The organism is Streptomyces sp. Ac-502, assembly GCF_045222935.1.
In the GTDB taxonomy this organism is placed as follows: Bacteria; Actinomycetota; Actinomycetes; order Streptomycetales; family Streptomycetaceae; genus Streptomyces; species Streptomyces monomycini.
Genome location: NZ_JBHFFO010000001.1, coordinates 3999010 through 4023181, shown reverse-complemented (window position 1 = coordinate 4023181; position 24172 = coordinate 3999010). Strand labels below are relative to the sequence as shown.

Below are 24172 nucleotides of genomic sequence, written 5' to 3'. Positions count from 1 at the left end.
CACTAACGGGGCAACGGGGGCGGTCCGCGCCGGTGTTCGACAGTGACCGGACCAATTACGGGCCTGTTCGGTGGGAAGTAGAGCGGTGTGGTCGAAAACACCTCGGGCCCGTTACCCGGTGATGGTGGCGCTCCGACCAGGCGTCGGGGGACACTGTGGAGAGATCGTCCCGGCGCGAGCCACGCGCCGCCGGCGTACAAGGAGGCACCCGTGCCGCATGTCCTGGTCCTCAACGCGTCGTACGAGCCGCTCGGCGTCGTACCGCTCCGCCGCGCGCTCGTCCTCGTCCTCAACGAAAAGGCCATCAGCCTAGAGGAGTCCGGCGCCCTGATGCACAGCGCGACCCGTGTGTTGCCCGCTCCGAGTGTGGTCCGCCTCAAGCGGTTCGTGCGGGTGCCTTTTCGCGGCCCCGTCCCGTTGACCCGTCGTGCCCTTTTCGCCCGGGACGGCGGGCGGTGCATGTACTGCGGTGGCGTCGCAACCAGCGTCGACCACGTCGTTCCGCGCAGCCGCGGCGGGCAGCACACCTGGGAGAACGTCGTCGCCGCGTGCCGCCGCTGCAACCACGTCAAGGCCGACCGGCATGTCGCCGAGATCGGCTGGCGGTTGCGGCATCAGCCCGCGCCGCCGTCCGGCCTGGCCTGGCGGATCATCGGCACGGGGCATAGGGACCCCCGGTGGCTGCCATATCTGCAGCCGTACGGGGCGGATGACGCGCTGGCCCGGATCGACGCCGTATCGGCATAGGTCCGGGTCTTTTGTGTGCTGAGGGGGAGCGGCCTCCCAGCGGCCGCCCCCCAGCCGCCCCCTAGTACGTGCGCCCCGCTAGCGCCCGCCGCCCGGCCACATCTCGTGGGCCGACGGGCCGCCTCCGGGCGTGTCCCCGGTCTTCGCCGGCCGCGCGGGCGTGCCGGGCTGGGCGCCCCCGGAGCCGGGCGGCCGCGCGGGCGGTGGTGCGGGCCGGTCCGAGCCCTTCACCGCGTACGCCTCCACGCTCCACAGCGAGTAGCCGAAGCGGGTCGCGCGCTTGTCGCCCTGGATGCGTACGAAGCGGACGTCCTTGGCGTCCATGCGGAGGGTTTCGCGGCCGCCCTTGCCGTCGCGAACGGTGGCGGCCGTGCGCCAGGTGACGCCGTCGGACGACACCCGGACCGTGTAGGCGGCCGCGTAGGCGTCCTGCCAGGTGAGGGTGAGGCGGCCCAGGCGGGCCGGGCGCGGCAGGGTGAACTGGAGCCAGGCGTCGTCCTCGGCGGGGGAGGACCAGCGAGTCTTCGGGTCGCCGTCGATGGCGGCGGTGGCCGGGAACTCGGACGTCTCGTCGCCGGAGGAGGTGGCCTCGGCGCCGCGCGCCAGGTCGGGGCCCGCGGTGGGCGGGTAGGTCCGGACGGTCAGCGTCCGCTTCTGGTCGCCGTAGGTGACCGGGATCTCGTACGTGCCGGTCTTGGCGTCGCGCGGGACCGTGACCTGGAGGCGGGCGGTGGCCGTGCCGCCGCGCGGGGCCGTGACGTGCTCCGGCGCCCGTACGGTGAAGCCCTCGGGCGCCTTCGCCGTGAGCTTGCCCTCCACGTCGGAGGGGCGCCGGGAGAAGATCCGGGCGTCCACGGAGAACGTGCCACCGGTGTCGGCGTCGATCTCGTCGCGGGAGAGCTCCAGGCCCGCCGCCGGAGTGTCGGCGAACCACGGGGTGAAGGAGTGCACGGACGGCGCGGTGGTGCCGTCCTTCCAGGCCAGCCGGATCGCGTCGGCCTTCATGCCGCGCGCCTCGGTCTGCGTCCACCCGGTGCCGGACAGGCCGCCGAGGCGGTGCCAGCCCTCGCCGGGGACGTGCGCCTCCACGGAGACGGCGGCCGCGGACGGGCTCGGCTCGGTGAGCGAGGTGACGGCGGTCAGCGGGCGGGGGCGGCCGAAGGGGACGGTCAGGGAGGTGGGACGGGTGTCCTGGTCCGGCGGCGGGGCGGTCTCGGAGCGGTCGGAGCGGGCACCGGTCCATGCGTCGGACTCGGTCATCGCACGGTCGAGGAAGGGGCCCAGAACGCCCTTTCCGACCGTCACGGGGCTCTTTTTGATCTTCTTGAGAAGGTCCTGGACGGCGCGCTGCGCGGTCCACGCGGCGGAGCCGTCGCCGCGGGCCTGCGCCACCAGCATGTCGACGGCACGCTCGCCCGCCGAACCGTAGCGCGCCAATTGGCGGGCCCAGGGCCGTACTTCGTCGGCCAGGCCGGGGAGAGGCGTTCCGGCGCGCCGCTCATCGTGTGGAAGGCGGCCCGCAGCCGGGCGGCGGCCTTGGTGTAGCGCTCGTCGTCGTGCCGTTCGTCGTTGTCGGTGGCGTCGGCGCGCGCCTTCCAGAACGCCTCGATCAAGGGCTTGAGGTACGCGGACTCGTCGGTGCCGAGGACCGAGGAGGCGTCGTTGCCGGCCAGGGCGTGCAGCGCGGCGCGGGAGGAGGCATCTCCGCCGGAGAGGTCGTCGATGGCGGCCTGCCAGGAGGCGCCGGGCCGGTAGGCGCGCGGGTTCCAGGCGTAGTCGGCGGCCGTGAACAGGGCGATACGGGACGCGGTGGGCTGCGCCATGGCGTTGGCCAGCAGCGCGCTGGAGCCGGCGGCGACGGCGGGTTCGCGGCCCGTGTAGGGGCCGAGGAAGATACGGTCCTGCGCGTAGTCGTTGACCGGGTAGTTGTCCATCGTGACCAGCCGGTGGCCGAACACTTCGCGGGCCTCGGCCAGTTCGCCGCCGGTGATCGTACGGGGGACGACGCCGACGCCGGTCCACGCGACCTCGACCCGGCCGGACAGCGCGGCCGCCAGCGCCTCCCGGTAGGCGGTCGAGCCGTCCTGGTAGTACTCGGTCGGCATCAGGCTGAGCGGCGCCGCCTCGGGGTGCCGGTCGGCGAGGTGGGCGGCGAGCGCGTCCGCCACCTTGGCGTGCGCCTTCGCGGCGGCCTCGGGGCCGGAGCCGAAGGTGTCGGCGTCCGCGTCGCAGTGCCACTCGCTGTAGCTGACGTCCTGGAACTGGAGCTGGAAGGCGCGCACGCCCAGCGCCCACATCGCGTCCACCTTGCGGCGCAGCGCCTTCAGGTCGTCCTCGGAGGACATGCACATGGCCTGCCCGGGGGAGACGGCCCAGCCCAGCGTGACGTGGTTGGCGCGGGCCCGCGCGGCCAGCGCGCGGAAGTCCTCGCGCTGCGCCGCCGGGTAGGGGTCGCGCCACCGGAACTGGCGGTACGGGTCGTCGCCGGGCGCGTAGAGGTAGCGGTTCTGCTTCGTACGGCCCATGAAGTCGAGCTGGGCCAGGCGCTGCTCGCGGGTCCAGGGCTGGCCGAAGAAGCCCTCGGTCGTGCCGCGTACGGCGGTGCCGGGCCAGTCCCGTACGACGGCCGCGGCCAGCTCCTTGCCGCCGCCGTCCTTTCCCTTGCCTGCCTTGCCGCCGTCGTCCTTGCCGGTGTCCGTCTTGCCGCCGTCCTTGGACCGCTCCACGACCAGTTGGCGCAGGGTCTGTACGGCGTGGAAGAGACCGTCCGGGCCGACGCCGTCCAGGGCGACCGTGTCCCGGCCCGCCACCTCGCCGACCGCGAGGCGGTAGCCGCCGGAGGGCAGATCCCCGCGGGCGGGCGCGCGCAGGGCCCGTAGCGCGGTCTCGGTGTCCGGGCCGCCGACACGGAACACCGGGCCCTCGCCGGGCAGTGCTTCGCCTGGGGAGGCGTCGTGGACCGTACGGACCCCGGCGTCGCGCAGTACGGCGCGCAGCGCGCTCAGGGCGTACGGGTCGGTGTCCGGGGTGGCGACGACGGTGGCCTCGCCGTCCAGCGCTACGGACGCGCCGCCCGACCGCATCGACTGCGGGCGCGGCCATACGGCGGGCAACTGCCCGGCGGTGGCGGTCCGGCCGGTGCCGCCTGTACCGCCTGAACTGTCGAGGCCGTCGAACTGCCCGGGCAGGTCGGGAGTGCCGACGGCCGGGTCGGCGGGTGCCGCGTGGACAGGGGCGGCGCTGCCGAGGAGCCCGCCGATGACGGCGGCCGCGAGGGCGGTGGCCCCGGCGACCCGCGCGCGGGCCCCGGCCCGTACGGCGCCGAATCGCCCGATCCCGCCGACGCCGAGGCTGCCGGTGCCGATGCTGGTGGGGCCGGTCAGGGAAGTGGCGGTGTGTGTGGCCGGGCGGGCCGCAGTGTCCCTGGCCCGGAAGGCGTCTCCGGAATCCCCGTGCTCGTCCCCGGCCCGGAAGGCGTCACCGTCTTCGGCACCCCCGCCCCCGGCCCCGCCGGTCCCGGTTCTGCCGTCCCCGGCCCCGCCGCTCCCCTCGCGCTGCCTGCCGACCTGTCCGGCGTCCCGAACGCCGCTCCGGACTCGCACGGTCTCTCCTCAGTCCCCGTCGTCCCACTCACCGGCCGGCCGTGACGCACCGGACGACCGCGGCCCGGCCGCCCCGCGGCCGCGCGCCCCTGAGCCGGCTGCCGCGGCGGGGGCCTCGTGCCCCGCGGAAGTACCCCATGGGAGTACTCCGAGGGAGTACTCCGTGGAACCCCGCCGGACCAGCCTTCGGCAGTGAGCCCACCACTATGGCGGTGAGGGTGTCAACGGGAGCACACGAAGTGCCGGGTTTGCCCTGTGCGACCGGCGTGTCGCGGCGTGTTCCGGGGGCACCCGAGGGGGTTTCGGGGCCACTCCGTGACGCTGAAGGACTTCCTCCGGAACGCCGCCCCGATGGGCATCCCTGCGCCGTCACCCGTCCGCCACCGGCAAATCGCCTGCACGAGGGATGTGTGACCTGGGCCACGTTGGTTGAATGGATACGTCTGCGACCGCCCGGAGTGGGTAGGGCAGGTCGTGTCCCACTACCGACGAACGGGAGGCCCTCCGTGGCCGCGTCCGCTCAGCTTCTCCTCGACGCACTGTCGTCCGCCCCCGAGTACCCGGCAGAGCGCGTCAAACCCTTCGAACCGCAGAATTTCCAGCTGGAGAAACCCGTCGAGCCGGATCTGTACGAGGGTGTGTCCGGCCCCGACTCCGGCCTGGACGGCTCCGGCTCGCTCTGCTTCTGCGAACCCCCGCTGACCAGCGAGCCCCCGCTCGCCGACGCCGCCCCGCTGACCAGTGAGTCCCCGATCGCCGCCGAGTTGCCGCTGACCAGCGAGCCCACCGCGACCGGCCTGGGCACGGAGACCATGGAGGTCTGATGGGCCGACCGCGGCTCGCCGGTCTGCACGGTGTGTGCACGTCCTATGAGCCCGCACCAGGACGCATCGAACACGTCGGTGACGACACCGTCGTCGCCGTCCTCGCCGCGCTCGGGGTCGACGCCTCGACTCCGCACGCCGTACGCGCCGCTCTGGAGGCGTACGACCACGGCGCGGGCCGGGCCCTGCTCCCGCCCACCGTCGCGGTGCGCCCGGGGCGCCCGCCGGATCTCGCACGCCTGCCCGAGGGCACCGCCCTACGGGTGGAGACCGAGACGGGCGAGGTGCTCGACTGGGGGCCGGACCCCGGAGGCCGCGCGGAGTACGCGTACGAGCCGCCCGCCCAGGACCCGGACCGCGACGGCGCCCGCTCACCGCGCCGAGCCCCTGTACGCACTCCCGACCGCGTCCCCGGTGACACCGTCGGCCGTCTCCCCCTCGGCATCCACACCCTGCGGGCCCACACACCCGACGGCCGCTCCGCCCGCGCCCACCTGATCGTCGCCCCCGACCGGATGCCCACGCCGCCCGGCCGCGCCCACGGCTTCATGGTGCAGCTCTACTCCCTGCTCTCCGGCCGCTCCTGGGGTATGGGGGACCTGGGCGACCTCGCCGACCTGGCCGCCTGGTCCGGACGCACGCTCGGCACCGGCTTCGTACAGATCAACCCGCTGCACGCCGCCGTACCGGGAGCGCCCACCGACCCCTCGCCGTACCGCCCCTCCTCCCGCCGCTTCCCCGACCCCGTCCACCTGCGCATCGAGGACATCCCCGAGTTCGGCTGCCTCGAAGGCGACGCCCGCCGCCGGGTCGACGCGCTGCTCGTACGGGCCCGGGCGCTGCGCGACGCGGTGCTCCGCGAGGGCGCGCTGATCGACCGGGACGCCGTGTGGGAGCTGAAGAAGGAAGCGCTGGAGCTGCTCTGGAAGGTGCCGCTGAGCCCCGGCCGGCGCGCCGCCTACTGCGACTTCCTCGCCGAGCAGGGCACGAGCCTGGAGGACCACGCCACCTGGTGCGCACTGGCCGAGCGGTACGGGTCCGACTGGCGCGGCTGGCCCGCCGGCCTGGACGACCCGCGCTCGGCCCGGACGGCCCGGATGCGCGGCAGCCTGCTGGACCGCATCGACTTCCACAGCCGCCTCGCGTGGTTCACCGACCAGCAGCTCGCCGCCGCCCAGCGCGCCGCCGAGGAGGCCGGGATGGGCATCGGGCTGGTGCACGACCTGGCTGTCGGAGTCCATCCCTCCGGTTCCGACACCTGGGCCCAGCAGGACGCCTTCGCCGCCGGTATGTCCGTGGGCGCGCCGCCGGACGCCTTCAACTCGCGCGGCCAGGACTGGGGCCTGCCGCCCTGGCGGCCGGACGCGCTGGCCGCCCAGGGCTACGCCCCGTACCGCGGTCTGCTGCGCGGCATGCTGCGGCACGCGGGCGCCCTGCGCATCGACCACGTCATGGGCCTGTTCCGGCTGTGGTGGGTGCCGGAGGGCCGGCCGCCGACGGAGGGCGCGTACGTGCGGTACGACGCCGAGGCGATGCTCTCCGTCCTCGCCCTGGAGGCGCACCGCGCGGGCGCCGCCGTCATCGGGGAGGACCTGGGGACGGTCGAGCCGGTGGTCCGTACGGAGCTGGCCGGACGGGGTGTGCTCGGCACGTCCGTCCTGTGGTTCGAACGCGACTACACCAAGGAACCGGCCCGGCCCCTGCCGCCCGAGGGCTGGCGCGCCGACTGCCTGGCGACGGTCACCACGCACGACCTGCCCAGCACGGCGGCCCGGCTGACCGGCGGGCACGCCGCCCTCCGGCACGGCCTGGGGCTGCTGGACCGCCCGCTCCACGAGGAGCAGGCGGCGGAGGCGGTGGAGGTCGGTGAGTGGCTGGAGACGCTGCACCGGCTGGGCCTGCTGCCGGAAGGGCGGGGGAACGAGGAGGCGGCGGTCAAGGCCCTGCACCGCTACCTGCTGCGGACGCCCGCCCGCATGGTCGGGGTGTGGCTGCCGGACGCGGTGGGGGACCGGCGGCCACAGAACCTCCCGGGTACATGGGACGAATACCCCAACTGGCGGCTGCCGATCACCGATTCCGCGGGGCGCCCGCTGTCCTTGGAGGAGATCGCCGCGTCACCCCGGCTCCATGCGCTGATGAGCGAACTGCGCACGGTGCGGCGGTAATCGGGCCGGACCGCCCGGGAAGGCCGGTGGCCCGCGCCGGTCTTCCGGTTGCCCCGGCCCTACGTCACCATGCCGTGGACGCCATCCAAGAGATCCGACCATTACCGGTCGGGGAGTTGGAGGGAACCATGGCAAGAAGCTGGTCACGCGCCCGTTTCCGCTCCGTCTTCGCCCTCACCGCCGCCGCTGCCCTCGCGCTGCCGTTCCCGCTCCAGGCCACCGCCGCCGACGGGCATCCGGAACCCGTCCGTCCGTCGGCCCTCGCCCGGCAACCCGCCGCGCAGCCCTGCCAGGGCCCCGTACGCCCCGCCTCCCAGATGACCGTCCTGCCCTGCGACACCCCGGCGCGGATCGTCGGGAAGGCCGCCCACGTCGTGCCGACCGCCGCGCAGCGCGCCTGGCAGGAGCGGGAGGTCACCGCGTTCACGCACTTCGGGATGAACACCTTCACCGGCCGCGAGTGGGGCTCCGGTACGGAGGACCCGAGGTGGTTCGCGCCGCCGTGCATCGATGTGGACCAGTGGATGCGCGCGTACAAGGCTGCGGGTGCCGAGCAGGTCATGCTGACCGTGAAGCACCACGACGGCTTCGTGCTCTATCCCAGCCGCTACACCCCGCACACCGTCCGGGCCAGCCCCGGACAGCCGGACGTCGTCGGCGCGTACGTGCGGGCCGCCCGTAAGGCCGGGCTCAAGGTCGGCCTCTACCTCTCCCCGTCCGACGGCGCCGAGCTGCCGCACGCCTGGCACGCGCGCTGGGTCGAGGAGATCCGGCGCAAGCAGGCCGAGGGCAAGCCGCTCAGCCTGCCGGAACGGGTCGCCCTGGCGGACCGCGGCCGGGCGCCCGCCGGCCTGGGCCGTTTCGGCAACGGCAGCCCCGTCACCGAGCGCACCCTCCCCACCCTCGTCCCCGGTGACGACCGCGCCGACGCCGTACGCGACGGCCGGCTGCCCTCCTTCACCGTCCGCGCCGACGACTACGACGCGTACTACCTCAACCAGGTCTACGAACTGCTCACCCAGTACGGGCCGGTCGAGGAACTGTGGCTGGACGGCGCGAACCCGTGGGCGGACGCCGGGATCACGCAGAAGTACGACGTGCGCCAGTGGTTCGAGACGATCCGCCGCCTCTCGCCGCGCACCGTCGTCTTCCAGGGGCCGCAGGGCGTGCGCTGGGTCGGCAACGAGCGGGGCGTGGCGCGCGAGACGGAATGGAGCGTCACCCCGTCCGCCGTCGACCCCTGGTCGGTGCTCTCCGGCGGCCTGCCCAACGACTCCACCGACGCCGACATCGGCTCCCGCGCCAAGCTGCTCGCGCCGACCACCAAGTACCTCCAGTGGTATCCGGCGGAGGCGGACGTCTCGATCCGGCCCGGCTGGTTCCACCACCCCTGGGAGCGGCCCAAGACGCCCGCCCAGCTGCTGGAGCTGTACGAGAAGAGCGTGGGCCGCAACGCGTCGCTGCTGCTCAACGTGCCGCCGGGCCGCGGCGGGCGGATCGGCGCGGCGGATGTCGCCGCCCTCACCGGCTTCGGGCAGGCCGTACGGGAGACGTACGGGAAGGACCTCCTGGCGGGCGGCCGGGGTGCGGCCACGCGCCCGGGAGGCGTCACGTTCGACCGGGTCGGGTTGGGGGAGGACCTGCGGTACGGCCAGCGGGTGGAACGTTTCGCCGTCGAGGCGCGGACCGGCGGGACGTGGCGGCGGATCGCCGAGGGGACGACCGTCGGCCATCGGCGCATTCTGGCGCTGCCCGCTCCGGTGACCGCCGACGCCGTACGCGTACGGGTCCTCGCGGCCCGGGCCGCGCCGCATCTGACGCCGGTGACGGCTCACCTGTCCGGCACCCGGCGCCGGTGACGGCCCGTCTGTCCCGCACCTGAACGCTCCCGAACCGGCCCCGGGCGGCCCCGGAACGAGTCCGGAGCCGCCCCGAACCGGCCCCGGAACGAACCCGGAGCCGTCCCGAACCGGCCCCGAACCGTCCCCCGACCGACCGGGTCAACCGTTAGGCCACCCCGGACGCGCGAGGGTGAACGGCGTCCGATACGTTGACCTCGTGAGCAATCTGGTCAAGAAGAACGCCCTGCGCGCCGGAACCATCACGGCCGGCACCGCGCTGATGCTGCTGATGTCGTCCCCCGCGTTCGCGCTCACCCGCGACGATGGTGACGACCCGGGTCCGGGCCTGAGTGTCGTGCAGACGCTCGGCCTCTATGTCGCCGCTCCCATCGTCCTCTTCCTGGTCATCGCCGGCCTGGTCATGGCGGGCGACAAGTCCCGCAAGCAGTCCAAGGCCTGACCAGGACTCCTTCCCACGCCTCTTCGAGGGCGCCCGCAGGTTCGTGAGAACCGGCGGGCGCCCTCTTTGCGTGCCCGCGTATACCGCACCGGACCGCGGCCCCCCTCGGCGGAGGGCGGGATTCCGTCGGGGGCTTGTTTTGATGTGGACCTAACCTACGATGGCGTAACCTACGGAGCCGTAGGTAACCCCGTCCCCAGGAGTACCCGTGACCATCGCCCCCAACCGCCACGCCGAAGAGCACGGCCAGGCCGCATGGAGCGACGCCCGGCTGCTGTACGCCCTCGAAGAGGTCGTCGAGAAGGAACTCAACCGGCATCTGAAGGCCGCCAAGGACTGGATGCCGCACGAGTACGTGCCCTGGAGCGACGGCCGTGACTTCGACGGCGTCATGGGCGGCGTACCGTGGGCCCCCGAGCAGTCCAAGGTCAGCGACATAGGGCGGATCGCCCTGGTGGTCAACCTGCTGACAGAGGACAACCTGCCCAGCTACCACCACGAGATCGCCACCCTCTTCGGGCGGGACGGCGCCTGGGGGACCTGGGTGCACCGCTGGACGGCGGAGGAAGGCCGGCACGGCATCGTCATGCGGGACTACCTGCTCACCAGCCGCGCCGTGGACCCGGTCGAGCTGGAGAACTTCCGGATGGCGCACATGTCGGCCGGCTTCGAGTCCGACAACGCGCACAGCGCGCTGCACTCGATCGCGTACGTCGCCTTCCAGGAACTGGCGACCCGCATCTCGCACCGCAACACCGGCCACCACTCCGGCGACCCGGTCTGCGACCGGATGCTGTCCCGCATCGCCACCGACGAGAACCTGCACATGGTCTTCTACCGGAACCTGCTCGCCGCCGCCTTCGAGCTCGCGCCCGACCAGACCATGTGCTCCGTACGGGACGTGGTCACCGGCTTCCGTATGCCGGGCCACGGCATGCCCGGCTTCGAGCGCGCCGCGGCCAGGATGGCGATCGGCGGGATCTACAACCTGCGCATCCACCACGACGACGTGCTCCAGCCGGTGCTGCGCTACCTGAAGGTCCTGGAGATCGGCGGCCTCGGCCCGGCCGGACTGCGGGCCCAGGAGGAGCTGGGGCTGTTCATGGGCGGGCTGGACGACCAGGCGCGCAAGTTCGACGAGCGGCTGGCGGCCCGGGACGCCCGCCGGGCGGCCCGCGGCCGGTAGGGGCGCGGAGCGCCCGGTGCGTACGCTGCCCGCATGGCCGACTGGGACGTCAAGAAGCTGCGCATCCTGCGCACCCTCCACGAGCTGGGCACGGTCACCGCGGCCGCCGAGGCGCTGCACCTGACGCCCTCGGCGGTCTCGCAGCAGCTGACCGGGCTGGCCCGGCAGCTCGGGGTGACGCTCCTGGAGGCCCACGGCCGGCGCGTGCGCCTGACGGACGCCGCGCACCTGGTGCTGCGGCACGCCGAAGCAGTCTTCGCCCAGCTGGAACGCGCGGACGCCGAGCTGCTCGGCTACCTCCAGGGCGAGGCGGGGGAGGTACGGGTCGGCGCGTTCTCCACCTCGATCCCCGCGCTGGTGGTCCCCGCCGTACGGGAGCTGCGCGGCTCGCACCCCGGCCTCGCGGTGTCCGTACGGGAGGCGGAGGCGGCGGAAGCGTACGAGCTGCTGGCGGAGGGCAGCGTCGACCTCGCGCTCTCGCTGGCCGCGCACGCGCCGACGCCGCGCGACCCGAAGTTCACGCGGGTCGCGCTGCTCGCCGACCCGCTGGACGTGGCGCTGCCCGCGGGGCACCCGCTGGCGGACGAGCCGGGGCTGCGGCTGGCCGACCTGGCGGGCGAGCAGTGGATCTTCGGGAGCAGCGGGCCCTGGTCGCAGATCACGACGACCGCGTGCGAGCACGCCGGTTTCGTCCCGGAACGGGCGCACGCCGCGGCCGACTGGGACGTGATCCTGGCCATGGTCGGCGCGGGAATGGGGGTGGCGCTGGTGCCCCGGATGGCGATGTCGGGGGCGCGGGGCCGGTCCGAGCCCGTACGGGGTGAGGGCGGTGCCGCCACGGTGGCGGTGCGGGTGCTCCGTGCCGACCAGCCGCGGCGGCATGTCGTGGCGGCGGTACGGCGCGGAGCGGAGGGGGCGCCGGGGCTGGCACGGGTGCTGGCCGCGCTCCGGCGGGCCGCCGAGGAGGCGGCCGTGCCACCGGGCGAGGCGGCTCACTGATTCCCACCATTCAGTCTGCCTGAACGTATCCTCCAGAAACTTTCGATAGACCTGGATTAAACGTTCCTGCCATCGTCGGGGAGTCCGCGTCACATCACCCCTCACCGAAGGGCAGAGATGACCAGTACTCCGGCCGTCGCCTCCTCCACCGACCCGCACGCCAACGACGCAGCCCCGTACGGCGGCGGCGACCCGTACGCGGACTACCGCGGCGGGGACTTCCCTTCACCTCGCTCGTCGACCTCGCCGACCGCCGCTTCGGCGCCGGCGTGATCGCCGCGAACGACGAGTTCTTCGCCGAGCGCGAGAACCTGCTGAAGCCCGGCCCCGCGGTCTTCGACCCGGAGCGTTTCGGCCACAAGGGCAAGATCATGGACGGCTGGGAGACCCGGCGGCGGCGCGGAGCCGACGGCGCGCACCCCTTCCCCGCCGACGACGAGCACGACTGGGCGCTGATCCGCCTGGCCGCCCCCGGCGTCGTCCGGGGCGTCATCGTCGACACCGCCCACTTCCGCGGCAACTACCCGCAGCGGATCACCGTCGAGGCCACCGCGCTCCCCGGCAGCCCGAGCCCCGCCGACCTGCTCGCCGACGCCGTGAAGTGGGAGGAGATCGTCCCCCGTACCCCGGTGCGCGGCCACGCCGCCAACGGCTTCGAGGTGACGGCCGAGCGCCGCTTCACCCACCTGCGCCTCAAGCAGCACCCCGACGGCGGCGTCGCCCGGCTGCGGGTGTACGGCGAGGTCGTGCCCGACCCGGCGTGGCTGGACGTGCTCGGCACCGTCGACCTGGCGTCCGTCATGCACGGCGGCGTCGTCGAGGACGCCTCCGACCGCTTCTACTCCTCGCCCGCCCAGATCATCCAGCCCGACCTGCCCCGCAAGATGGACGACGGCTGGGAGAACCGCCGCCGCCGCGTGCGCGACACCAACGACTGGGTACGGTTCCGCCTCGCCGCGCAGGGCGAGATACGCGCCGTCGAGATCGACACCGCGTACCTGAAGGGCAACGCGGCGGGCTGGGCGGCGCTCCACGGCTGCGACGCGGAGACCGCCGACCCGGCGGACGACGCCTCCTGGTTCGAGATCCTGCCGCAGACCAGGCTCCAGCCCGACACCCCGCACCGCTTCGCGCTCCCGCGCCCGGTGACCGCGACGCACGTACGGCTGGACGTCTTCCCCGACGGCGGCCTCGCCCGCATGCGCCTGCACGGCGACCTCACCGACACCGGCCGCGCCGCCCTCGTCCGCCGCTTCGACGAACTGAACGGCTGACCCGCCTCCCCAACCGGGCCCGCACCGGGCTCCGTACCGCTCGCGCATCGGGCCCACACCGGGCCCGTACCGCGTCCGCATCGGGTCCGCATCGGGCCCGTACCGCGTCCGCATCGGGCCCCGCCGGAGGGGGCGGGGCCCGGCGGCGACCGGCTCGCCCGGCAGACGGCAGCGCCCGACGCGCCGCCTGCCGGGCGTCACCGTGTCCGCGGCGGCCCGCGGAGGCGCCACCGATGCCCGGCACGGACGACGAAGCGCCCCGGACCACCCGGTCCGGGGCGCTTCCCGTGGGTCCGGCGCGCCGTTACGCGGCCGCCTCGTCCGCCCGCTGGGCCTTCAGCGCGCGCTCGATGCCGGAGCGGGACTCCGTCACCAGGCGGCGCAGGGCCGCGCCCGGCTCGGCCGAGGCGAGCCAGGTGTCGGTCGCGTCCAGGGTCTCCTGGGAGACCTGGAGGGACGGGTACAGGCCGACGGCGATCTGCTGGGCCATCTCGTGGCTGCGGCTGTTCCAGACGCTCTTGACCACGGCGAAGTACTTCTCCGCGTACGGCGCCAGCAGCTCCCGCTGGTCGGTCTGGACGAAGCCGCCGATCACGGCCTCCTGCACCGCGTTGGGCAGCTTGTCGCTCTCCACGACCGACGCCCAGGCCTCCGCCTTGGCCTCGGCGGTCGGCCGGGACGCCCGGGCCGCCGCGGCGTGCCGCTCGCCCGCCGAGGTCCGGTCGCGCTCCAGCTCCGCGTCGATGACCTTCTCGTCGGCGCGGCCGGTCGTGGCGAGCCGCTGGACGAGCGCCCAGCGCAGCTCGGTGTCCACGGCCAGGCCGGGCAGCTCCTGCGTACCGTCCAGCAGGCCCTGGACCAGGTCCAGCTGCGCGTCGGTACGGGCCGTGGAGATGAACGCGCGGGCCCAGGCCAGCTGGTGGTCGCTGCCGGGGGCCGCGGCCCGCAGCTGCTCCAGCGCCGCCTCGGTCCACTTCGCGAGGCCGGTCTCCCGCCAGGCCGGGGCCGCGTACAGCTCCAGCGCCAGCTTCACCTGGCGGTGCAGCGACTGCACGACGCCGATGTCGGACTCCTTGGCGATGCCCGACAGCACCAGCTCCAGGTACTCACGGGTGGGCAGCTCGCCGTCCCGCGTCATGTCCCACGCCGACGCCCAGCACAGCGCGCGCGGCAGCGACTCGGTGAAGTCGCCCAGGTGCTCGGTGACGACGCGCAGCGAGTCCTCGTCCAGGCGGACCTTCGCGTACGTCAGGTCGTCGTCGTTGAGGAGGATGACGGCCGGGCGGGGCGTGCCGGCGGGGAAGGGCACCTCGGTGCGCTCGCCGTCCACGTCCAGCTCGATCCGGTTCGTACGGACGAGCTTGCCGTCCTTGAGGTCGTAGCAGCCGATCGCGATGCGGTGCGGGCGCAGCACCGGCTCGCCCTTGGCGCCGGCCGGCAGCGCAGGTGCCTCCTGGCGCACGGCGAAGGAGGTGACCGTACCGTCCTCGGCGACCGTCAGCTCCGGACGCAGCACGTTGATGCCGGCCGTCTCCAGCCACGCCTTCGACCAGGTCTTCAGATCCCGGCCGCTGGTCTCCTCCAGCGCGCCGAGCAGGTCGGACAGGCGGGTGTTCTTGAAGGCGTGTGCCTTGAAGTACGCCTGGACGCCCTGGAAGAACTCGTCCATGCCGACGTAGGCGACGAGCTGCTTGAGGACGGAAGCGCCCTTGGCGTACGTGATGCCGTCGAAGTTGACGAGCACGTCGTCCAGGTCGCGGATCTCCGCCATGATCGGGTGGGTGGAGGGCAGCTGGTCCTGGCGGTAGGCCCAGGTCTTCATCGAGTTCGCGAAGGTGGTCCAGGCGTGCGGCCAGCGGCTGCCCGGGGCGTGCGCCTGGCAGGCGATGGAGGTGTAGGTGGCGAACGACTCGTTCAGCCACAGGTCGTTCCACCACTCCATGGTGACCAGATCGCCGAACCACATGTGCGCCAGCTCGTGCAGAATGGTCTCGGCACGGCCCTCGTACGCGGCGTCCGTCACCTTCGAGCGGAAGACGTACTGGTCGCGGATGGTCACCGCGCCCGCGTTCTCCATCGCGCCGGCGTTGAACTCCGGCACGAAGAGCTGGTCGTACTTGGCGAACGGGTACGCGAAGTCGAACTTCTCCTCGAACCAGTCGAAGCCCTGCCGGGTGACCTCGAAGATTGCGTCCGCGTCGAGGTGCTCGGCCAGCGAAGGACGGCAGTAGATGCCCAGCGGCACCGAGCGGCCGTCGCCCTCCCAGGTGCTGTGCACGCTGTGGTAAGGGCCGGCGATCAGGGCGGTGATGTAGGTGGAGATCCGCTGCGTCGGCGCGAAGCGCCACACGTTGTCCCGCGGCTCGGGCGCCGGCGAGTTGGAGATCACCGTCCAGCCCTCCGGGGCCTTGACGGTGAAGGTGAAGGTCGCCTTCAGGTCCGGCTGCTCGAAGCTGGCGAACACCCGGCGGGCGTCCGGCACCTCGAACTGCGTGTAGAGGTACGCCTGCTGGTCGACCGGGTCGACGAAGCGGTGCAGGCCCTCACCGGAGTTGGTGTACGCGCAGTCCGCGACGACCCGCAGCTCGTTGCGGCCCTCCCGCAGCCCCGCGAGCGCGATCCGGGAGTCCGCGAAGACCGTGCCCGGGTCCAGGCTCTCACCGTTGAGCACCACCTCGCGCACGGTCGGCGCCACCAGGTCGATGAACGATTCCGCACCCGCCTCGGCGGCGTCGAAACGCACCACGGTCACCGAGCGGAACGTACCGCCCTCACCCGCCTCCTGCGCACCGGAGAGGTCCAGATCGATCTCGTACGCGTCCACACTCAGCAGCCGCGCCCGCTGCTGCGCCTCGTCGCGGGTCAGATTCGTGCCAGGCACCCGTTCATCTCCTTCGCTTCGGACTTTGGGCCATCCTTCCACGCGGCGCGGGATCACCCGATAGAGGGCAACGACGGATATCGTGCGCTCCAGAGCGGCCGCCGACCCTACGCTCCGGCTGAAAGGAGGCGCCGCGATGACCCTGATGCATCACGACACTGTTGAGGACATCATGCGGGGCGAGAAGGGCCACGAGCTGCTGCGCTTTCTGGAGAAGATCCCTGAGCTGGACCAGCTCAAGATCGAGCTCATCGACGGAAAGATCGTCATGCAGGCGTCGGCAGCACCGTTCCACAACCGCATCGTTGCTCTGCTCACCGCGCAGGTGCTCGCCGAGGGGTGGGAAGCCCTGCCGGCACAGGCTCTTGTCTCGGACATTTCCAGCTTCGAGCCCAAGGCAGATCTCACCGTCACCGTCGAGGAAGCGATCCGGAGCAATCCGAATCCGCTCCCCGCCGACCGCGTCGACCTCGTCGTCGAAGTCGTCTCCTCCGACCGGGACAGCGATTACATCAAGAAGCGCATGTGGTACGCGATGAGCCGCATCCCCCTCTACCTCCTCGTAGACCCCAATGAATGCATGATCGAGCTGTACTCGGAGCCGGACCACCTGACCTACCGCCGGGTGGACCCCTACCGGTTCGGCGACCCGGTACCGCTCCCCGAGCCGTTCTCCTTCGCCATCGACACCTCGCGGTTCAAGCCGTACCCGCCCAAGTTGCCGTAGCGATGGACGACAGGGCGTCACCTGCACCCGCGGCAGTCGGGCCGCCGCGCCCCTCCGGGCTGGAGAGCGACTACACCGCGGCGTGGCAGGAGTGGGACGAGAGCGACGACGCGCGGCTGTGGGACCGGGTCGCGGGAGACGGGGACCTCGGCCGACTCCACGTCCGATTCCCGCCGGAAACAAGCCACATGCCCGTCCACCCTGTACGTATGACGACGTACACACCCCTCCCCATCCCTGAAGCCGCCCTCAAGGAACTGCGCGTCTCGGACGACTCCGGGCGGGCCATGGAGCCTTACGCCGCCGGGTCCGTGAGTGACCGCGTGGACAGTGTGGGCAGCCCGCTGCGCTGCTGTCTGCGGGGGATCGAGGAAGGGGAGCGGGTCGCCCTTGTCTCGTACGCGCCGCTGCGGCGGTGGGCCGAGGAGCGGGGGTGCGGCCGGGGGCGTACGACGAGTGCGGGCCGGTGTTCATTCACGCCGGGGCGTGCGGCGGGCCGGGCGACAGTCGCGCCGGGTATCCGTTCGCGCGGCCGGGGGCCCTGCGGACGCTGCGGCGGTACGACGCGGACGGGCACATCGTGGGCGGGCGGTTCTTCGAGATTCCGGAGGACGCGGAGGCCGGGTTCGACGCGGCCTTCGCGGCGGCGTTCGCGCAGCCGGAGGTTGCGCTGGTGCACGTCCGGGCGCTGGAGTACGGGTGCTTCCAGTTCGAGGTGCGGCGGCCGTAGCCGTACGCACGGATACGCCTCGGGGCCCGTACGGAAGATCCGTACGGGCCCCGAGGCACCCGCGGAACCGTCTCAGCCGCGCAGTTCCGCCGCGACCAGCTCCGCGATCTGGACCGCGTTCAGGGCCGCGCCCTTGCGCAGGTTGTCGTTGGAGAGGAACAGCGACAGGCCGTGGTCGACCGTCTCGTCCCTGCGGATGCGGCCCACGTACGAGGCGTCCTGGCCGGCGGCCTGGAGCGGGGTGGGGATGTGCGAGAGGGCGACGCCGGGGGCGCCGGCCAGCAGCTCGGTGGCGCGCTCCGGGGTGATCTCGCGCTCGAAGCGGGCGTTGACCTGGAGCGAGTGGCCGCTGAAGACCGGGACGCGGACGCAGGTGCCGGAGACCTTCAGGCCCGGGATCTCCAGGATCTTGCGGCTCTCGTTGCGGAGCTTCTGCTCCTCGTCGGTCTCGTTCAGACCGTCGTCGACGATGGAGCCGGCCATCGGCAGCACGTTGAAGGCGATCGGGCGGACGTACTTGTCCGGCTCGGGGAAGTCGATGGCCGCGCCGTCGTGGGCGAGCTTGGTGGCGTCCTGCTCGACGGCCTTGCGCACCTGCTCGTCCAGCTCGGCCACGCCGGCCAGACCGCTGCCGGACACCGCCTGGTAGGTGGCGACGACCAGCGAGGCCAGCCCGGCCTCGGCGTGCAGCGGGCGCAGCACCGGCATGGCGGCCATGGTCGTGCAGTTCGGGTTGGCGATGATGCCCTTGCGGCGCTCGGAGATCGCCTGCGGGTTGACCTCGGAGACGATCAGCGGGACGTCGGGGTCCATCCGCCAGGCGGAGGAGTTGTCGATCACGACCGGGCCCGCGTCGGCGACCTTGGGGGCCAGCGCCTTGGAGGTCGAGCCGCCGGCCGAGAAGAGCACGATGTCCAGACCGGAGTAGTCCGCGGTGGCCGCGTCCTCGATCGTGATCTCGGTGTCCTGCCACGGGAGCGTGCGCCCGGCGGAGCGGGCCGAGGCGAACAGTCGCAGCTGCTCCACCGGGAAGTTCCGCTCGGCGAGGATGCCCCGCATCACGCCGCCGACCTGACCGGTGGCTCCGACGATTCCGATCCTCATGGCACTCCTTGTTCGGTACGTACAGCAGCGGAACGGGTGCTGTGGAGGGCACCCGCCCCGTTACTGTCCACTATCTCAGGCCGTTACGGCACGACCTTTTCGATGCGCACGCCGCCGCTGCCCGTGACCGTCCCGGACGCGTTCAGCAGCTGGACCTCGCCGAAGAACTCACGTCCGGCGGGGGCCGGGCCCGCGACCGATACCTCGGCCGTGACCTGCGTCGATGCTCCGCTACCCAGCTTCACCGGTTTCGATTCGTCCGTCTTGAGCGAGCCGAGTCCGGCGGAGTAGTACACATCACGGTAGTCGTAGGCGGTGCTGCCCGCGGGGATCGCGTAGCCGTCCACGACGACGGTGTAGGTGCCCGGCGCGGGCTTGGCGATGCTGACCGCCTCGTCCGAGGTGCCGGTCGCCGAGGAGGCGACGACCTTGCCGCCGAGCAGGACGCTCAGGTCCAGGTCGGCCTTGGCGTCGGCGGGCGCGCCGATCGCGGCGTCCAGCCGGGACACCCCGCTGCCCACGACGATCTCGTACCGCTGCGACGCGCCTTCCTTGATCGTCGGGCGCTGCGTACGGGACGAGCCCAGCTCGCCGCCCTTGAGGGCGCCCTCGACGGCGGCGAAGGCGTTGGTGACCTTCCAGGCCACCGGGGCCGGGCTGCCGACCTTGGCCTCCGGCAGGACGCGCACGGCCGGGTCGAAGGTGGTGCCGAGCGCGGCCGCGGTGACCGTGTACGGGTTGTCCAGCAGCGGCGAGGTGCGCCGCGCCTCGACCTCGATCTCCCAGACGCCGGGCGCCGGGTTCTTGTAGGTGCGCCGCGTCGGGTCGCAGGTGTTGGCGGGGTTCGGGTAGTTCGGGTAGCAGTTCGGGGTGCCGGTCGGGTCGACCGGGACGCCCTGCGGGCTGAGGGCGATCCAGCGCGTCTGGCTGCCGGCCGCGAGCCCGCTCATCGAGACCTGGAGGGCCTTGGCGCCCTTCGGGACGGTGATGAAGTGGGAGGTGGTGGCGTTGCGCTGGACGGTGCCGGACTTGGTTACGGCGTGGCTGGGCGCGGCCAGCGGCTCGGCGGCCACCACGGTGGCGAGGAGCTTGCGGTCGACGCCCTCGGTGCGCGGGTCGTCCAGGTCGATGGTGACGCTGTGGATGCCGGCGGTCCGCGGCTTGGCGGTGATCTCGAACGTGACGGGGCGGTTCAGCGGCAGCCAGACCGCGCCGTCCTCGTCCGGCAGGTCGAAGGTGCCGTCGTTGTTGATCAGGTCCAGCTCGTGCCGGACGGGGCGGTCGGGGCCGGTGGTACGGGTGATGGTCACCTCGTACGTCCGGGACTGCCGCACCTTCAGGCCGCCCTCGCGGTCGTACAGGCCGGTGCCGTAGCCGGGCGTCTTCAGGAAGTCGGACAGGGCCGTCTTCACGGGGGCGCGGACGGTGTACTCATGGGCGTCGGCGCCGTGCCGGATCGCGGACCAGGCGGCCCGGATGTCCATCAGGCCGGAGCCCTGCTCGTACGACTGGAAGCCCTTGATCTGCTTGGCGGTCGAGGTCAGCGCGGTGCGCAGCTTCGCCGGGGGCAGCGCGACACGCTGCTGCTCGGCGGCCGACAGCAGCAGCGCCGAGGCGCCGGTGGCCTGCGGCGCGGCCATCGAGGTGCCCTGGAGCATGGCGTAGCCGGGCGGCAGGTCGTAGCCCGCCTCGGCGGTGGGGCCGCCGGGCTCCCAGGTGGGGATGGTGTTGATGGAGGCGCCGGGCGCGGTGATGACCGGCGTGAAGCCGCCGTCCTCGCGCGGGCCGCGGGAGGAGAACGGGAGCATGGCGTACTTCCGCGTCACCGCCGAGCCGTAGTTCGCCGCCCAGGTCTCCTTGGAGATGGACGCGCCGACGCTGACGACCTTGTCGGCCAGGCCCGGGTCGCCGATGGTGTTGGCGCCGGGGCCGCTGTTGCCCGCCGAGATGACCAGCTGGACGCCGTAGGTGTCGATCAGCCGGGTGTACAGCTCGGCGCGGGCGTTGTTGCCGTCGTTCAGCGCGGGCAGGCCGCCGATCGACATGTTGACGATGTCGACACCGCGCTTGGTGACGAGGTCGATCATGCCCTCGGTGAGCGCGATGTTGGTGCAGCCGCCGCTCCAGGTGCAGGCCCGCGAGGAGACCAGCTTGGCCCCGGGGGCGGCGCCGTTCATCTTCCCGCCGAACAGGCCGTTGGCCGCGGTGATGCCCGCGACGTGCGTCCCGTGCTCGGACTCGACGACGCCGATGTTGACGAAGTCGGCCTTCTTGCCCGCCCAGTCCCCGCCGAGCGGGTCCATCGGGACGTCCTTGCGGATCTCCACCGTGAAGGGGATGCGCTCGGCGATCGGGGTGCTCGGGTCGTCCTTGCCGAAGTAGCCGACGTCGAAGCCGTCCTTGTACGGCTTCATGGGCGCGTCGTCGGTGAAGTCGCCGTTGTCGTTCAGGTCCACCCGGACCGTGCCGGCGGCCGGGTCGTAGAGCACGCCCCAGCGGTCGGTGGTGTCCCCGTCGCGGTTCAGGTCGCCCTTCATGTCGCCGCCGGTGGTGGCGGCCTCGGCGAAGGTGCTGATCCGGTACGAGCCCTCGGGGGCCTTCCAGGTCCGGCCGCCGTAGGTGAAGGACGGGCCGGAGACGGCGGTGGTCATCGGGCGCCAGGTCTGGTCGCCGTCGCTGATCGGGTCGGTCGCGGTGACCCAGTCGACGATCTTGCGCTCGCCGGTGGTGGTCTTCTGCAGCGCGGGGTGCGCCAGGTCCACACCGGAGTCGAGGATGCCGATGGTCACGCCGCGGCCGTCGGCCTTCGGGTGGTCGCGGACGAAGTCCACCGCGCCGGTCTCGAAGGACGGCTGGTACGGGTTCTTCGCCGGGGTGTTCTTCCCGGGCGCCGGGTAACTGCCGGCCTGCGGCTTGCCCTTGTGCCTGCTGTCCGCGCCGGGCCGCGGGTCCGGCAGCTTGATCTCCTGCCGGAGGTCGATGGCGTGCACGGAGGAGAGCTTCCGCATCTTCGCGATGGCCGCGTCGGCCTGCGCGGTGGGCACGGTGGCCCGGACGTAACCGAGCTTGTCGTCCGTACGCCCGACGGAGGCGCCCTTCAGGGAGTCCAGCCCCGCGGCCGCCTGCTCGGTGGAGCCCGGCGCGGTGGCCAGCATCATCGAGACGAACGGGGCGCCGCCGGACTTGGCGCGGGCGAGCAGTTCGGCGTCCTGCGAACCGAGCTTGTCCTGCGGGGACTTCGGCGCGGGGGTGGTACCGGCGGATATTCGGGCGTCCGGGTCGGCGCCGGCCGCGAAGGCGGCGCCGGCCGCGGTGAGCGCGGGCCCGGCCGCGGTGGCCACGGCGATGGCCGCGACGGCCGCGAGCCGGGCCGTGCGTCTGGCCCGGCCGGCGGCCGGAAGCGCTGTGTCGGGGGTGGTCATGGCGCACCTCATCAGGGTGAAGGGTCCGGAAATCGAACCCGTATAACCGCTCAATATGACGTAACGGGGAGGGGTTTGGGGAGGGGAGCGATCACAAGTTTGTGAACATTCGGGTGGCATGTGCCGGGCGTACGGCCGGTGTCGTCACCCGGCGCCCCGCCGGTACGGGCCGCCGCCCGCCTACCCCGTCAGATGAACCTCCGGTGTCCGCCGCCCGCCCCCGGCCCGAGGGCCCGGTGACCATCGGCGCGCGCCGTGATCCCTGTCCGGCGATCGGCGGCCGGCGTTGCGGCGCGGTTCACCCGTGGGCCACACCCGCTGCCAACGCTCCCTGGTGAGAGGGCGGTTACGGGCGTTCCGCGCCGCCCTCGCCGCCGCCCCGTCCGTACCAGGGAGCTCGTGCATGTCCCGTACACGGTCCGCCGCCCCGACTGTCCCCGCCACCCCCACTTCCCCCGCCGTCGACCGCCGTGCCTTCCTCGCCGCCGCCGGTGCCGTCGGTGCCACGACCGCGCTCGCGCTGGCGTACGGGCCTGGCGCCGCCCCGGCCGGCGCCGGGCCGGACAGACCGGCCCCGCCCCTCGTCGCCCCCGAGCCGATCACCGCGCCGCCCGTCCCCCGCGTCCCCTACACCGAAGGCACCACCCTCGCCTCGGTCGCCACCCCGGTCGCCACCCCGGGCGGCGCCGCGGCGGGCTACCGCAGGCTCGCCGAAGGCCCCGGCTGGGACCGCGTCGTACGCCGGGACCTCGCCGCCGCGCGCCCCGGCCGGGACGACCGGCGCACCGTACTCGCCGCCTTCGTGCAGCTCACCGACCTGCATGTGGTCGACGTGCAGCACCCGCTGCGCCACGAGTACCTGCGCGTGCGGTCCCCGGGCGCCTGGCGCCCCCAGGAGGCGCTGTCCGTCGCGGGCGCGGTCTCCCTCGTCGAGCGGGTCAACAGCCTGCCCGGCGGGCCCGCCACCGGGGCACCGCTGTCCTTCGCGATGACCACGGGCGACAACACGGACAACAACTCCAGCATCGAACTCGACTGGTTCCTCACCGCGCTGAGCGGCGGCCGGATCACCCCCAACTCGGGCGACCCGCGGCACTACGAAGGCGTGCAGAACAGCGGCCACCCGCTGTACTGGCAGCCGGACAGCGCCCTGCGCGACGCGGACAAGCTGCGCGGCTTTCCCGGCATACCCGGCTTCCTGGAGGCGGCGACCCGCACGGTCACCAGCCCCGGACTGCACCTGCCCTGGTACTCGACCGTCGGCAACCACGACTCGCTGCCCGCGGGCTGCTGCGCCCCCGACGACCCGTTCCTGGCGGAGGTCGCGACCGGCGGGCGCAAGCTGGAACTGCTGCCGCCCGACGAGGCCATCCGCGCCTACCTGGCGGTGCGCCACGGACCGGGCCCCGGCAGAAAGGAGTTCGCGGACCTGCTGAGGGCGCACGGGAAGCGGGCGCGCTCCGTGACACCGGACGAGCGCCGCGTCCCCTTCACCCGCCCCGCCTACCTGCGCGCCCACCTGGACCCCCGGCACACCGGCCCGGGACCGCACGGGCACGGCTACACGGCGGACGACCTCGAAGCGGACCGGCTCCACTACACCTTCCGGATCGCGGAGGACGTGGTGGGCGTCAGCCTCGACACCACCGACCCCGGCGGCCACCACACCGGCTCCGTCGGATCGGGTCAGCTGCGCTGGCTCGACCGCACGCTGCGGGCGCACGCGTACGAGCACGTCCTCGTCTTCAGCCACCACACCAGTACGTCCATGGACAACACCCTGCCCGACCCGTCCCGCCCGGCCGAGCGGCGGCACAGCGGGCCCGAGCTGGTCGCCCTGCTCGCCCGGCACCGCAACGTACGGGCGTGGATCAACGGGCACAGCCACCGCAACCGCATCACCCCGCACGGCACCTTCTGGGAGGTCACCACCGCCTCGCACATCGACTTCCCGCAGCTGGCGCGGATCGTGGAGTTGACGGACAACCGGGACGGCACACTGTCGCTGTTCACCACGCTGGTCGAGTCGCACGCGCCGCACCGCACGGACTTCGGCGACCTGTCGCAGCGGGGACTGGCGGCGCTCTACCGCGAACTGTCCTGCAACGCCCCCGGAGCCCGGAGCGATCTCGCCGGTGACCCGGGCGACCGCAACACCGAGCTGCTGCTGAGGTGGCGCTGAGCGAGGGGCCCGTACGCGGTCGTGC

General features: G+C 73.0%; 12 protein-coding genes and 3 pseudogenes. 11 read left to right on the top strand and 4 right to left on the bottom strand.

The genetic code is table 11. From position 1 onward, the window contains the following. Nucleotides 1-210: 210 nt before the first annotated feature. The gene (locus ACEXOX_RS18160) at nt 211-747 is read left to right on the top strand and encodes an HNH endonuclease (protein ID WP_406521852.1); all 537 of its coding nucleotides are present in this window, start codon (nt 211-213) and stop codon (nt 745-747) included. Between the two features lie 78 nt (nt 748-825). Here ACEXOX_RS18160 and ACEXOX_RS18155 read toward each other — a convergent pair. After that, a pseudogene (locus ACEXOX_RS18155) lies at nt 826-4082 on the bottom strand (beta-N-acetylglucosaminidase domain-containing protein). Nucleotides 4083-4855: 773 nt separating this feature from the next. Between ACEXOX_RS18155 and ACEXOX_RS18150 the strand changes: the two are divergent. From ACEXOX_RS18150 to alc, 7 genes and pseudogenes are all read left to right on the top strand, one after another. After that, nucleotides 4856-5173, top strand: coding sequence for a hypothetical protein (locus ACEXOX_RS18150; RefSeq protein ID WP_406521850.1), 318 nt, complete (start codon nt 4856-4858; stop codon nt 5171-5173). Beyond that, nucleotides 5173-7341: a 4-alpha-glucanotransferase gene (malQ, locus tag ACEXOX_RS18145; RefSeq protein ID WP_406521849.1), complete on the top strand. Its 2169-nt coding sequence runs from the start codon at nt 5173-5175 to the stop codon at nt 7339-7341. Before ACEXOX_RS18150 ends, malQ begins: the two co-directional genes overlap by 1 nt. 128 nt (nt 7342-7469) lie before the next feature. Beyond that, on the top strand, nt 7470-9200 hold the full coding sequence (locus ACEXOX_RS18140; protein WP_406521848.1) for an alpha-L-fucosidase: 1731 nt from the start codon (nt 7470-7472) through the stop codon (nt 9198-9200). 199 nt (nt 9201-9399) lie between these two features. Then, the gene (locus ACEXOX_RS18135; protein ID WP_030020579.1) at nt 9400-9642 is read left to right on the top strand and encodes a hypothetical protein; all 243 of its coding nucleotides are present in this window, start codon (nt 9400-9402) and stop codon (nt 9640-9642) included. A 208-nt stretch (nt 9643-9850) separates the two neighbouring features. Then, nucleotides 9851-10828 (top strand): acyl-ACP desaturase, encoded by a 978-nt coding sequence (locus tag ACEXOX_RS18130; protein WP_406521846.1) that lies wholly within the window; start codon nt 9851-9853, stop codon nt 10826-10828. Between the two features lie 33 nt (nt 10829-10861). Further along, nucleotides 10862-11827: a LysR family transcriptional regulator gene (locus ACEXOX_RS18125; protein WP_406521844.1), complete on the top strand. Its 966-nt coding sequence runs from the start codon at nt 10862-10864 to the stop codon at nt 11825-11827. Nucleotides 11828-11944: 117 nt separating this feature from the next. Further along, nucleotides 11945-13101, top strand: a pseudogene (alc, locus tag ACEXOX_RS18120) (allantoicase). A 304-nt stretch (nt 13102-13405) separates the two neighbouring features. Here the strand turns inward: alc and pepN are convergent. Next, complete coding sequence (pepN, locus tag ACEXOX_RS18115) at nt 13406-15982, bottom strand: aminopeptidase N (protein WP_406521842.1); 2577 nt, start codon at nt 15980-15982, stop codon at nt 13406-13408. Between the two features lie 136 nt (nt 15983-16118). On the opposite strand from pepN, the gene ACEXOX_RS18110 reads away from it, so the two are divergent. Further along, nucleotides 16119-16709: a Uma2 family endonuclease gene (locus tag ACEXOX_RS18110; RefSeq protein WP_406521840.1), complete on the top strand. Its 591-nt coding sequence runs from the start codon at nt 16119-16121 to the stop codon at nt 16707-16709. A gap of 209 nt (nt 16710-16918) precedes the next feature. Next, nucleotides 16919-17439 (top strand): annotated as a pseudogene (locus tag ACEXOX_RS18105) (DUF1203 domain-containing protein). A 72-nt stretch (nt 17440-17511) separates the two neighbouring features. On the opposite strand, the gene ACEXOX_RS18100 reads toward ACEXOX_RS18105, so the two are convergent. Both ACEXOX_RS18100 and ACEXOX_RS18095 read right to left on the bottom strand, forming a co-directional pair. After that, complete coding sequence (locus ACEXOX_RS18100) at nt 17512-18543, bottom strand: aspartate-semialdehyde dehydrogenase (protein ID WP_406521838.1); 1032 nt, start codon at nt 18541-18543, stop codon at nt 17512-17514. Between the two features lie 83 nt (nt 18544-18626). Further along, nucleotides 18627-21965, bottom strand: coding sequence for a S8 family serine peptidase (locus ACEXOX_RS18095; protein WP_406521836.1), 3339 nt, complete (start codon nt 21963-21965; stop codon nt 18627-18629). Between the two features lie 403 nt (nt 21966-22368). On the opposite strand from ACEXOX_RS18095, the gene ACEXOX_RS18090 reads away from it, so the two are divergent. Beyond that, nucleotides 22369-24147: a TIGR03767 family metallophosphoesterase gene (locus tag ACEXOX_RS18090; protein WP_406521834.1), complete on the top strand. Its 1779-nt coding sequence runs from the start codon at nt 22369-22371 to the stop codon at nt 24145-24147. Nucleotides 24148-24172 lie beyond the last annotated feature (25 nt).